This window comes from Bradyrhizobium sp. USDA 372, assembly GCF_053629095.1.
Genome location: NZ_JBRJHR010000001.1, coordinates 1,323,808 through 1,335,777, shown reverse-complemented (window position 1 = coordinate 1,335,777; position 11,970 = coordinate 1,323,808). Strand labels below are relative to the sequence as shown.

Genomic DNA, 11,970 nt, shown 5'->3' with positions numbered 1-11,970 from the left:
AATTTTGGGGCATGACGAGCGATGTTGTCGGCCTGTAGAGTGCCGCGCGATGCGGCCGGTCGTGGCCGCGACTTGCATGGGGAAGTGACGATGCAGCGCCGCTACATCACCGTCGACGTGTTCACCGACCGCGCCTTCGGCGGCAACCAGCTTGCCGTGGTGCTGGATGCCGGCGGGCTCACGACCGCGCAGATGCAGGCGATTGCGACCGAGTTCAACTATTCCGAGACCACCTTCGTGTTGCCTCCGCGCGACAAGGCCAATGATGCGGAGGTGCGCATCTTCACGCCGGTCCAGGAGATTGCCTTTGCGGGCCATCCCAATGTCGGCACCGCCTTCGTGCTCGCCTCGATGGCGAAAGAGCCGAAGCCGCGCCTGCTGTTCGAGGAGAAGGCCGGGCTCGTCCCGGTCGAGATCGTGCGAGAGCGGGGCAGGGTGATCAGAACCGAGCTTACCGCGCCGCAGCCGCTGCAGCGGCTGTCGCGGCTGTCGGCTGCCGAAGCTGCGAGCTGCGTCTCACTCGTTGCCGACGACATCAAGACCGACAATCACGAGCCTGAGATCGTCACCGTCGGAAACGCGTTTCTGGTGATGGAGCTGCATTCGCGCGAGGCGCTGAAGCGGGCCCGGCCCGATGCGGCAGCCTTCAGCAAGGTCTTGCCGCGCGAAGGTGCTCGCTCGGTGTGGTTCTATACCCGCGACGTGCCCCCGGCGGAGGCGCCTTGCGAGCGGCAGGCGCGCATGTTCATGCGTGGTGCCAGCGGTCTCGTCGAGGATCCCGCCACCGGCAGCGCCACGGTTGCCGCCGCCGCGCTGTTCGCCGACCTCAATCCGGCGCGCGACGGTGAGCTGAAGCTCACTGTAGGCCAGGGTTTTGACATGGGCCGACCGAGCATTCTCCTGACACGCGTGCGCAAACAGGACGGCAAGATCGTGTCCGCTCACGTCGGCGGCGCTTGCGTGCCGATGATGGAGGGGACGTTTAGGTTGGCGGGGGAGGGCTGAGCCTCCCCACGTGTCATTCCGGGGCGCGACGAAGTCGCGAGCCCGGAATCCATTCATCCACCACCTCTGGCGCTCGATGGATTCCGGGTTCGCGCCAAGAGGCGCGCCCCGAAATGACTGCGACCCCTACACCTGCCGCCCCGCCAAATTCTTCACCGCAACCCCGTCGCGCTCCTCGATGATCTCGGCGATCATCTGGCGGTGGCAGTGGGTGTGGTCGCGCTCGTAGCAGAGCAGGCACACGGGGCCGGCCTTCTTCACCAGCGCCGAGAGCTCGTCCATCTCTTCTTTCGCCTGCGGCGTCTTCAGGTGTTTTGAATAGATCTTCTCGAGCACGTCGTATTGACCGCCGCGCGCGGCGAGGCGGCCTTCCTTTGGCGTGCCGAGCGCGGCGAGATGGACATAGCCGATGCCGCGCTCGTCGAGGCCTGCCGACAGCTGCTTCTTGGAAAAGCCCGGCCGGCGCGACGACGTCACCGCGCGCACGTCGACCACGAGCTTGACGCCGGCCTGTTCCAGCTCGTCCAGCACGGCCTTGGGCGGCGTCTGCTCATAGCCGATGGTGAACAGCTTCTTCGCCTTTGCCATGTGAACCTCAGCTCACCCGCGCGATCAATTCCATGGCGCCGTGGGGCGCGCGCACCTTGCCCTCGTGGATGACATAGGCGAACACGTCGCGCGGCTCCTTCTTCGGCTTGGCCTTGTCAACCTTCGGCAGGTCGTCGGGTTCACCGCCCGAAGCCCAGGCCTGGAAGCGCTCGGCCCAGGCATCGAGCTGCTTCGGCGGATAGCAGGTCTTGATCTCGTCATTGCCCTTCTGCAGCCGCGCATAGACGAAATCGCCGGCGACGTCAGCGATGGCAGGATATTTGCCGTGTTCGGCGAACACCACGGGCGTCTCGAACTCGCGGATCAGCGTCACGAAGTCCGGCGTGCAGAAGCTGTCGTGGCGGACCTCGACGACATGGCGCAGCGCGCGCCCCTCCAGCTTGCGCGGCAACAGCTCCAGGAACTTGCCGAAATCGGCGCCGTCGAACTTTTTCGTCGGCGCGAACTGCCACAGCACCGGCCCAAGATGATCGCCGAGTTCCAGTACGCCGGAATCGTAGAACCGCTTGATGGAATCGCCGGCCTCCGCGAGCACGCGGCGGTTGGTCGCGAAGCGCGGTCCCTTCACCGAGAACACGAAGCCCTCAGGCACCTCGCTCGCCCATTTGCGAAAGCTCTCCGGCTTCTGCGAGCCGTAGTAAGTGCCGTTGATTTCGATCGAGGTCAGCTTGGAGGCGGCATAGGACAGCTCCTTCGCCTGCGCCAGCTTCTCCGGATAGAACACGCCGCGCCAGGGCTCGAAGGTCCAGCCGCCGATGCCGATGAAGATGTTGCCGGATTTTTTGGACGCAGTTTTTGCTTTGGCCACGGGAGGATCTCGCATCGACGGGGGAGGGATCTCATCCTAATCAAACCAGATGTGATTGGCCAGTTGGCCGGCCCCGTCTAAGCTCGCGACCGGACCCGCGAAGAAGGAGAACAAGATGCGGATGCTGCTGGTGGGAATAGCGCTCGTCATGATGACATCTGCTGCCATGACAAATTATGCCGTGGCGGATGACGACGACGCGAAGGGCGCGCAGAAGCTCGCCCAGCAGGGCCGCGACGATTACTGGCATTGCCTGGCGCGGGAATATTCGCGCGACTCCAATCAGGGCCTGTCGGAGCAGGATTTCGGCCGCTCGGTTGCGGGCGCCTGTCCTTCTGAGCGGCAATATTACCGGGTGGCGCTGCTCGACTATCTCACCACGCAGTATCCCAGCATCGATGCCGGCGCCCATCTCGCCACCGCGAACAGGGCGGTGGAGGCGGCGCAGAAGGACATCGTGATGGCCTTCGTCAAGCATCGGCCGCCGGCGAAGTAGCCCGTCGCTAGTTGCTGTCTGTGAGCTCTTCCGGCCGCGCGCGCATCCGTGGTATCAGTGGGCCGGTCTGGAGCGGGGATGGACTTGCATGTCGTCTGAGTCGGTGGGTGGCATTCTGGGGGCGATCGTCGCGGCGGTCGTGCTTGGGGTTGCCGTCGTGTTCGGGCCGATCGGCCAATACGGCAAGCCGCCCAAGCCGGCGAAGGTCGAGCCCGCTCCGGCGGCACCGGCAGCCCCCGCCGCGCCCGCGCCGCGCGGGCCGATCATCCGGGAAGTGCCCAACCAATAGGGCATGAAAACCGGGTTTCCGCCCCTTGCGGAACGCCTTTGCCGTCCCCATCTAGCTTCTAACGGCGACGTTGAGCGTAAGACCTCCGTCGCTGGGACGACCTTGGAATAGCTTAAGGCCTGCGCCGGATGTACGCGCGGCCCGCCGTTCCGGGGTCGTTGGCATTTTAGGGCCCTTTTCGGCCATTCCCCAGAACCCCGGCTTGGCAGCGCAGGATGCGGCGGATATACGCTGCCGTCATGAACGAAGCGATCAGACCGGGCATCGACAACCAGGCTCAAGAGGGCCCGGAACTGTCGGTCATCGTACCGACCTTCAACGAGCGCGACAACGTCGCGGTGCTGTACCGGCGCCTGGAGGCGACGCTCGCCAACGTTGCCTGGGAGGTCGTGTTCGTCGACGACAATTCGCCGGACGGCACCTGGGACGTCGTGCGCGAACTGGCGCAGCGCGACAGCCGCGTGCGCTGCGTCCGCCGCATCGGCCGCCGCGGCCTGTCGGGCGCCTGCATCGAGGGCATCCTCGCCTCCAGCGCGCCCTATGTGGCCGTGATCGATGCCGACCTCCAGCACGACGAGACGCAGCTGCCCAAGATGCTGTTGCTGCTCGCAAGCGATCAGGCCGACCTCGTCGTCGGCAGCCGCTACATCGAGGGCTACAAGAGCGAAGGCTTCAACAAGCAGCGCGCCGGCGCCAGCGCGCTCGCGACCGAGGTCGCCAAGAAGATGCTGCGGGTCGAGATTGCCGATCCCATGAGCGGCTTCTTCATGATCCGCCGCGACCGCTTCGAGCAGCTCGCACCGAAGCTCTCCGTGCACGGCTTCAAGATCCTGCTCGACATCGTCGCGACCGCGCATGGCAGCTTGCGGGCGGTCGAGATTCCCTACACCTTCGGCGCCCGCCAGCACGGCGAGAGCAAGCTCGATTCCATGGTCGCGCTCGACTTCCTCGGTCTCGTCTTCGCCAAGCTGACCAACGACGTCGTCTCGCTGCGCTTCATCCTGTTCGCGATGGTCGGCGGCTTCGGCTTGGTGGTGCACCTGACCACGCTGTTCATCGCGCTTCGCCTGTTCAACGCGCCATTCGCGGAGGCGCAGGCCGCCGGCGCCATCGTCGCCATGACCAGCAATTTCATCCTCAACAACTTCCTCACCTATCGCGACCAGCGGCTGAAGGGCTTTGCGCTGCTGCGCGGCCTGATCGCCTTCTACATCGTGTGCAGCGTCGGCCTGCTCGCCAATGTCGGCGTCGCCTTCTCGGTCTACGACCAGGAGCCGATCTGGTGGCTGGCCGGCATGGCCGGCGCGCTGATGGGCGTGGTGTGGAACTACGCGATGTCCGGACTGTTCGTCTGGCGCAAGAAATAGCGCGACATGGGCGGAGCTGACGCGCGGATCGTCCGCAATACCGCGCTGCTGATTCTCGCGCTGGTGGGATTGCGGCTCGTTGCAGCCGCGTTCACCCCGATCACGTTCGACGAAGCCTATTACTGGATGTGGTCGAAGAGCCTCGCCGGAGGCTATTACGACCATCCGCCGATGGTCGCCTATGTCATCCGCGCCGGCACCATGATCGCGGGCGATACCGAGCTCGGCGTCCGCCTCGTCTCGATCCTGCTGGCGCTGCCGATGAGCTACGCGGTCTATCGCTCCGCCGCGATCCTGTTCGGCGGCGCACGCGTGGCCGCGACCAGCGCCATCCTGCTCAATGTGACGCTGCTTGCTTCCGTCGGCACACTGATCGTCACGCCCGATGCGCCGCTGCTGGTCGCCTCCAGCTTCGTGCTGTTCTTCCTCGCCAAGGTGCTGGAGACGGGACGGGGCGCCTGGTGGCTCGCGGTCGGCGTGGCGGTCGGCGCGGCTCTGCTGTCGAAATACACCGCGATGTTCTTCGGGCCGGCGATCCTGATCTGGCTCGCATCCGTGCCAAAACTCCGGCGCTGGTTTCTCTCGCCCTGGCCCTATCTCGGCGGCCTCGTGGCCCTGGCGCTGTTCTCGCCGGTGATCCTCTGGAATGCAGACCATCAATGGGTCTCGTTCGCAAAGCAGCTCGGCCGCGCCAGGATCGAGGACTTCCGCCCCGTCTTCATCGCCGAGCTGATCCCGACCCAGATCGCGTTCGCAACGCCGCTGGTCTTCATCCTCGGCGCAATGGGCCTGCACGCGCTGACCTGGCAGCGCGCCGGCGCGCTGGCCTCGCGGGTGCTGATCGAGACGATGTTCTGGACCATCGTCGCCTATTTCGTCTGGCATTCGCTGCATGCCCGCGTCGAGGCCAACTGGTTCGCACCGGTGTATCCGCCGTTTGTCATAGCCGCGGCCGCCGCCGCCAATCTCGCGCAGTGGAAGCCGCGTCAGCGGCGCCTCGTCGACTTTTGCCTGCGCTGGGCCGCGCCGGTGGGCATCGTCATGTTCGCAGCCCTGATCGTGCAGGCCAATACCGGCTGGTTGTCCGGATATCGCCGCGATGCCACCGTGCGCAGTGTCGGTGTCGGCTGGCGCGAGCTCGCGGCAGAGATCGAGGCGGTGCGCGTGCGCAGTGGCGCGACCTGTGTGCTCGCGCAGGATTACGGCACCACGAGCTGGCTCGCATTCTATCTGCCGCGCGGCACCTGCGTCGCGCAGCAAAGCCAGCGCATCCGCTGGATCAACATGAAAGAGCCCGATCCCAAGCTGCTCGCCGGCAGGCTGCTCTATGTCGACGAATTGCGCGCCGACGCCAATCCAGCCCTCAATGCTCTCTTTGCGCAGGTGACGCAGGTGGCGCAATTGCAGCGCAAGCGCGGGCCGCTCGTGGTCGAGACCTACGGCATCGACCTGCTGGAAGGTGCCAAGGGCGAGGTGCTGGACCGCTCGCCGCCGCCGGAAGCGCGGTAGCGCCTTAGAGCGGAATGGCTCTAGGTCGAATCGATTGCCACGGGCTCGGTGCAACCTCTCCCGCTTGCGGGAGAGGTCGCGCCGAAGGCGCGGGTGAGGGTTTTCTCCTCTAGGGGATTGTGCCATTGCGGAAACACCCTCTCCCCAACCCTCTCCCGCAAGCGGGAGAGGGAGCGCACCTCCGTCTTTGCAGCGATCGAGCCTCACTTCATCGCGCTTTAGCCCATCATCTCGGCCTTGGCCGCATCCTGGCCTGGTCCATCCCGGTCGCGCCAGAACCAGACGGTCACGACGCCGGAGCGGCCGCGGACCTGGGCGAGCAGGGGGCCGGACAGAACGCCGTCGGGCGCGCCCTGGAAGTCGGCCGCATCCAGCAGCGTGTCGCTCAGCGCGAGGCGCGCATCGTTCTGGGCGGCAATCTCCATCAGCCGGCTTGCGACGTTAACGGTATCGCCTGTCGCCGTGATGTGCTGATGGCTTTCGCCGAGCCGCGAGGCGACGATCGGGCCGCAATGCGCGCCGATCTTGAAGCCGAGCTGACCTGCGATCGCCGGCGGCAGCGAGGCGATCCAGCCTGCGAGGCCGCGATGCAGATCGATCGCGCATTTCAGCGCGCGTGCCGAGTCGTCGGGCATCGCGCGCGGCAGCCCGAACAGGATCATGGCGCCGTCGCCGAGGAAGCCCGTGATCATGCCGCCGCAATCGATCGCGGTCCGGTCGATCAGCGCATGAAACGCCTTCAGGATATTCGTGAGCTGGTCCGGATCGATCCGCTCGCTCAGACCGGTGAAACCGGAGAGATCGACGAACACCACGGCTGCGTCCTGCCGCACCGGCTTCGACAGGAAGTTCGGATCTCGCGCCAGCCAATCCTGCAGCGCCGGAGCCTGGAATTGCGCGAGCGACCTGCTCCGGGCGGCGAAATATTGCGTGCGGCGGCCCCCGGCCCACAGCTGCACGCCGGCAAAGACCGCAACCGGCGGCACCGCCGCGGCGAGCGTGGTCGCGGCGTTCAGCCAGATGCCATGCATGAACGCGAACAGGTTGAGCCCGGCCCAGGCGATCATCACCGCGGCCGCGGCCATGGTGCCGAGCGCGATGCGCTGCCAGGCGAGCAGGCCGACCAGCAGCATCGGCAGCAGGATCGCCGTGAGCGCGTCGGCAATGCGCACCCTGTGGTCGCGCAAGATGGCGTCGCCGGCAACGAGATGCGTGATCGCGGTCGAGACCACCTCGACGCCGGGCATCAGCGAATCGAACGGCGTCGGATAGAAATCGCCGCCGCCGGCGACGGAGGCGCCGATCACGACGATCCGGTTCTCGATGGCCGCGCGATCGAGCGTGCCGTCGAAGATGCTCTGTGCGCTGACGGTACGGATGGTGCGGCGCGGGCCGTAATAGGTGATCGGCAATGCCAGGTTGCTGTCGGTCGGCACCAGGCGATCGCCGAGCATGAGATGGCCCGGCGCGACGGTCAGCGGCTTGTCGAGCGCGCGGGCCGCGACGCGCAACGGAAACGACAGCTCGACCTTGTCGCGGGTCCGGAACAGCATCGGCACCGCGAGCGGCGAGCCTGATTGCCCTGTCGCGACGTTGACGACGCCGACCTCGGCGTGAACGGCGAATGCGGGCAATGGCTGCAGGAAGCGCTCGGCCTCGGGCAGCACGGCCAGGGGACCTTCGCTGCTGGGGGCCACGGTTTCGCTGGCGGAGGGGAAGATCGCCGCGGCGGCGAGCACCATCGGGCCGGTGGCGAGCGTGTTGGCGAGCGTCGCATCGCCGATCGCTGCGCTGCGATCGACCAGCAGCAGGTCGATCGCCACCACCTTCGGCTTGAACTGCACGATGGTGTCGACGACGCGGGCGAGATCGGCGCGCGGCAGCGGATAGCTGCCGCCCCGCTTCACCACGGTGTCGTCGATCGCGACGATGGTGACGAGATCCGGCGGACGCTGCACGCCGCGGGCCTGCGTCCGCCAGTCTGTCAGCGTCGCTTCGAGGCGGTCGAGAAAGCGCAGATGGCCGTCGGCATGCGTGGCATAGATGCCCGCGCCCCACAGCGCGGTGAGGACGAGTGCCACCAGTATCTGAACGCGTCGGCTGCGCATGCGGTCGTCTTGCAATCCTATTGTCCAAATTTCATGGGCCGGGCCTGGTCGACCAGGGGCTCATTGCCCGAGTCTTGCCATCAGCGCATCGACGCGCGGCTGGCCCCAGGTCTTGACGATCAGGGGGCCGGTTGCCTCGACATCGACGCCTTCGCCGGGCCCAAGCACGACGCCGCGTCCACGAGCCCTGCGGCTCACGCCGACCCGGCCGTCTGCGACGAACACGGCGGTCTTGGCGTCAGCGACATCGACCGCCCATTTGGTGCCGCGCACCGCGGCAATCGCTTGCGGCGTCAGCACCTTGAAGGGATTGCCCCGCGGCTTCTTGGGCACCTCGAGCAGCAAGGCTTTGCTGCTCAATTCGACCGAGTCTATATGTCCGTCGCGGTTGGCGTCCTTCAGTTCAAACCTGGCGCCGTTTTCCGCAACGATGGTGATGCCGTTGTCGCAGCGCCAGGTCTGCGTCCCGGCAGCCGACGGCGATGCCGTGCAGCCCGCATCGGCCGCAGGCTGCGCCATCGCAGATCCAATCAACAGAAACGACCCCGCCAGGGCGAAAAGCCCTGCGCGCGCGATCCTTCTCATGCCAGCCTCCGTTTGCGTGCTCGGCACAGGTCAGGGCGGGATGATACGGTACCGTATCACACGCAGAGGCTGCTGAAAAGTGCCGACGTGGCAGCTATTTTCTCGCGGTGGCGATGTCCAGAACCGACGCGATCAACTTTCAGTCACGGCGCCGTGCCGCGTGAGGTCGCGCGACGCGTCATGCGCCTGCGCCGGTGCCGCATGGCCGGCGGAAGAGGCCTATCGGACGCGTGCTCCACCAGCCTCGCGCAACGCTTGCGCATTACGTTTTGGGGGCAGTCGAGGATCACGAAAATGACGTTGTTGAGTGCGTCATGGATGTGGCTGAGGACGTCCGCAGAGCGTGCTGAATCGGCCGAGAATTATGGTTAACAGACCCGACTAAGTCCGTAATTCTGCGGGCTTTTTTCTCAAAACGGGACAACGTTAACGAGTTGCCCCAGATCCGCCCGAACTTAATCCGCATTTAACTAAAAGTCGCCTTAATGACGCTCCGACCCTCTGCGAGATGCTGTTCCCGGATCGTGACCAGCGGCGCTTCGAAGGGGGACTGAGTGACACCGTCCTGGACGCAAGGCGAATGAGTACGAGTATCGCTGCGCAGAGTAACGCGGCACGGAAGTCCAAGAATTTCTCCAAGAACAATTCGCGGAAATCTTCCCGGAAAATGACAACGACCAATTGGCTTGGCGCCGCGGCGATCGGCTGCGTCGTGATGGGCGCCGGCTGGACCATCCACAGCAACATCTTCGGCGCGAGCGTCTATCCGACGGTGGGCAGCATCGGCTACGACGAGCCGGTGATCAAGCGCGCGCCCAGGGTGGCACTGCGTGAGGCGGGCGAAGCCATCAAGGAAACTTTCGCGCTGCTGCCCGACCGCCTGCAGGTCGCAGCTCCGATCTCGCGCGAGATGTTCAACGAGCGCTTTGCCGCGGCGGCGACGCAAGGCGTGCCGTCGAATGCCGCAAGCGCACCCGCAGCCCAGGTTGCGGCAACCAAGGAAACTTCGAAGGACGCCCCGAAGCAGAGCGTGATCGCCAAGGTCGCGGACGCGCTGAAGCCGGCGGCCAAATCCACTGACAAGACCATCGACAAGCCTGCTGACAAGGCCAAGCGCGAGGGCCAGATGCAACTGGCCTCGGCCGACCCGGCCGAGATCGTGCCGGCGCCCGAAGCGAAACCGAAATCCTTTGCCGATCGCGCCAAGGCCGCGGTGATGTCGATCACCGCTCCGCGCCAGTCGATGGTCGAAAAGCTCTGGGGCAAGCGCGAGCCGTCGGGTGGACTGCTCGCCTATGCCTCGGCCGATGCCAGCGTGACGGCATCCATCGCGCCGAAGGAGCAGAACCCCATGCTCGGCGGCGCGCCGCCCTATGAGCGCGACACCGCGGTCTACGACATCACCGCCAAGACGGTGTATCTGCCCGACGGCACCAGGCTCGAGGCGCATTCCGGCCTCGGCTCCAATCTCGACGATCCGCGCTCCTCTAAAATCCGCATGCGCGGCGTGACGCCGCCGCACATCTACACCCTGAAGCCGCGCGAGGCGCTGTTCCACGGCGTGCCGGCGCTGCGCCTGACCCCGATCGGCGGCGAGAGTGCGATCTACGGCCGCGACGGCCTGCTCGCTCACACCTTCATGCTCGGGCCGAACGGTGATTCCAACGGCTGCGTGTCGTTCAAGGACTACTACGCGTTCCTCGACGCTTACCGCAACAAGGGCATCCGCAAGCTCGCCGTGCTGGCGCCGGTGGAGTGATCTTCGCCGATCCCAGTTGATCGAAAAGGCCGCTCGCAGCGGCCCTTTTGTTTTTTCGCTTTGCCAGCGCCATTGCCCGCATCGGTGACCTGCTACGCGGCATTGGCGGGCATGGTCTTGCGCAGCGCCATCTCGGTGGCGATCGCCTCTCGCACCACGGGCCGCTCCTGCATGCGTTCGAGATAGGCGGCGAGCGAGGGCCATTGTGTGATGTCGACACCCGCCGGACGGAGCAGCAGCAAGGCCCAGGTGAGATGGGCATCTGCCACGGTGAAGCCGTTGCCGACGAGGAATTCGCGGTCTGCCAGATGCGCTGACGGCACCGACAGGGTCTGCGGGATCCGTGCACGCGGCTTGGCGAGCGAGCCGTCGTCCTTGTACCAGAAGGTCGGAAACAGGAACGCCTTGTGGATCTCGGTTCCGATGAAGCTCAGCCATTCCTGCAGGCGATAGCGATCGATATCGCCCGGCCGTGGCGCAAGGTCACGCTCGGGCTTCAGGTCAGCGATATATTGCAACACTGCCGCGCACTCGGTCAGCCGTTCGCCGTTCTCCAGCACGAGGACCGGCACCGCTCCCTTCGGCGCTACGTCGCGAAAGTCGCTGTCGTCGTCCACGACCTGCTTGGTCCTGAGATGCACCAGATGATAGTGCGCCTCGAGGCCTGCTTCCATCAGCGCGATGCGGCTCGCAAGCGAGCAGGCCATCGGCGAGAAATAGAGTTGCAGCATCGCGTTGCTCCGTTATTTCAATGCGTCGCCGCGCGCGATGATGGCGAAGCGGTCGGATAGCTCGGCGAGTGCAACCTCATGGATGGTTCGAGCGTCCAGCGTGCCGCCGCGGCCGTCCGGCAGGTCGCGCGTGGCGCAGGAATCGGCATCGATCGTCGTGCGAAAACCGAGGTCGAGCGCGGCGCGCGCGGTGGAGCTGACGCACATATGCGTCATGAAGCCGGCCAGCACGATGTTCTTCCTGTCGGTTTCGGCAAGGCGCGCCCGCAAATCAGTGCCGGCGAACGCATTCGGCAACTCTTTCTCGATCACCAGCTCGCCGGCACGGGGGCTGAGTTCGGCGACGATGGCGCCGCGGTCCGCGCCGCGATCGAACAGGCTGCCGGCCTTGCCGCGATGGGCGATATGGAAGATCGCGGCGCCGCTGTCGCGAGCTCGTGCCAGGAGCGCAGCCGCCCGCGCGATCGCAGGTCTCGCCTCGGGCAAAGCGAGAGGACCTTCGAGATACTCGTTCTGGATATCGATCAGCACCAGCGCGGCGTCGGCAAGGCGCGGCGGGGTGAGATCGGCGCCGGCGAGCTGCAGCAGGGTCTTCGCGGTCGTCATGGTCTTGGAAATCTCCGGGGGCAAAGGCTGAACGAAACATAGCGCCGCGGAGGCCTGCCGATATGCAGGGATATTGCAGCGGGTGGCTGCGATATTGC

Annotated in this window: 12 protein-coding genes; 6 read left to right on the top strand and 6 right to left on the bottom strand. The window is 65.7% G+C overall.

What is annotated here, in order from left to right; translation table 11 throughout:
• Positions 1-90 precede the first annotated feature (90 nt).
• Positions 91-1,005, top strand: coding sequence for a PhzF family phenazine biosynthesis protein (locus AB7M16_RS06575; protein ID WP_453943428.1), 915 nt, complete (start codon positions 91-93; stop codon positions 1,003-1,005).
• Between the two features lie 126 nt (positions 1,006-1,131).
• Here AB7M16_RS06575 and AB7M16_RS06570 read toward each other — a convergent pair whose 3' ends face one another.
• Together AB7M16_RS06570 and AB7M16_RS06565 are read right to left on the bottom strand one after the other, a co-directional pair.
• Positions 1,132-1,593 carry a DUF488 domain-containing protein gene (locus AB7M16_RS06570; protein ID WP_260379831.1) on the bottom strand — a complete coding sequence of 154 codons (462 nt, stop codon included), beginning with the start codon at positions 1,591-1,593 and terminating at the stop codon, positions 1,132-1,134.
• Positions 1,594-1,600: 7 nt separating this feature from the next.
• Positions 1,601-2,437, bottom strand: a complete 837-nt coding sequence (locus AB7M16_RS06565; RefSeq protein ID WP_453943427.1) for a DUF72 domain-containing protein — start codon at positions 2,435-2,437, stop codon at positions 1,601-1,603.
• Between the two features lie 100 nt (positions 2,438-2,537).
• Between AB7M16_RS06565 and AB7M16_RS06560 the strand changes: the two genes are divergently transcribed.
• The 4 genes from AB7M16_RS06560 to AB7M16_RS06545 all read left to right on the top strand — a co-directional run bounded on the left by AB7M16_RS06560 (position 2,538) and on the right by AB7M16_RS06545 (position 6,083).
• Complete coding sequence (locus AB7M16_RS06560; protein WP_260379830.1) at positions 2,538-2,918, top strand: hypothetical protein; 381 nt, start codon at positions 2,538-2,540, stop codon at positions 2,916-2,918.
• An 88-nt stretch (positions 2,919-3,006) separates the two neighbouring features.
• On the top strand, positions 3,007-3,207 hold the full coding sequence (locus tag AB7M16_RS06555) for a hypothetical protein (protein WP_453943426.1): 201 nt from the start codon (positions 3,007-3,009) through the stop codon (positions 3,205-3,207).
• Positions 3,208-3,446: 239 nt separating this feature from the next.
• Positions 3,447-4,574, top strand: coding sequence for a glycosyltransferase family 2 protein (locus tag AB7M16_RS06550; protein ID WP_453943425.1), 1,128 nt, complete (start codon positions 3,447-3,449; stop codon positions 4,572-4,574).
• Positions 4,575-4,580: 6 nt separating this feature from the next.
• A complete protein-coding gene (locus AB7M16_RS06545) occupies positions 4,581-6,083 on the top strand; it encodes a glycosyltransferase family 39 protein (protein WP_453943424.1) in 1,503 nt (500 codons plus the stop codon).
• Positions 6,084-6,301: 218 nt separating this feature from the next.
• Here the strand turns inward: AB7M16_RS06545 and AB7M16_RS06540 are convergent, their stop codons facing one another.
• Both AB7M16_RS06540 and AB7M16_RS06535 read right to left on the bottom strand, forming a co-directional pair.
• A complete protein-coding gene (locus AB7M16_RS06540; RefSeq protein ID WP_453943423.1) occupies positions 6,302-8,191 on the bottom strand; it encodes a CHASE2 domain-containing protein in 1,890 nt (629 codons plus the stop codon).
• Positions 8,192-8,251: 60 nt separating this feature from the next.
• The gene (locus AB7M16_RS06535; protein WP_453943422.1) at positions 8,252-8,776 is read right to left on the bottom strand and encodes a FecR domain-containing protein; all 525 of its coding nucleotides are present in this window, start codon (positions 8,774-8,776) and stop codon (positions 8,252-8,254) included.
• A gap of 667 nt (positions 8,777-9,443) precedes the next feature.
• Between AB7M16_RS06535 and AB7M16_RS06530 the strand changes: the two genes are divergently transcribed.
• On the top strand, positions 9,444-10,535 hold the full coding sequence (locus tag AB7M16_RS06530; protein WP_453943421.1) for a DUF2778 domain-containing protein: 1,092 nt from the start codon (positions 9,444-9,446) through the stop codon (positions 10,533-10,535).
• A 92-nt stretch (positions 10,536-10,627) separates the two neighbouring features.
• Here the strand turns inward: AB7M16_RS06530 and AB7M16_RS06525 are convergent, their stop codons facing one another.
• Positions 10,628-11,266, bottom strand: coding sequence for a glutathione binding-like protein (locus AB7M16_RS06525; RefSeq protein WP_453943420.1), 639 nt, complete (start codon positions 11,264-11,266; stop codon positions 10,628-10,630).
• Between the two features lie 12 nt (positions 11,267-11,278).
• Positions 11,279-11,872, bottom strand: coding sequence for a cysteine hydrolase family protein (locus AB7M16_RS06520; RefSeq protein WP_271507643.1), 594 nt, complete (start codon positions 11,870-11,872; stop codon positions 11,279-11,281).
• Between the last annotated feature and the right edge of the window lie 98 nt (positions 11,873-11,970).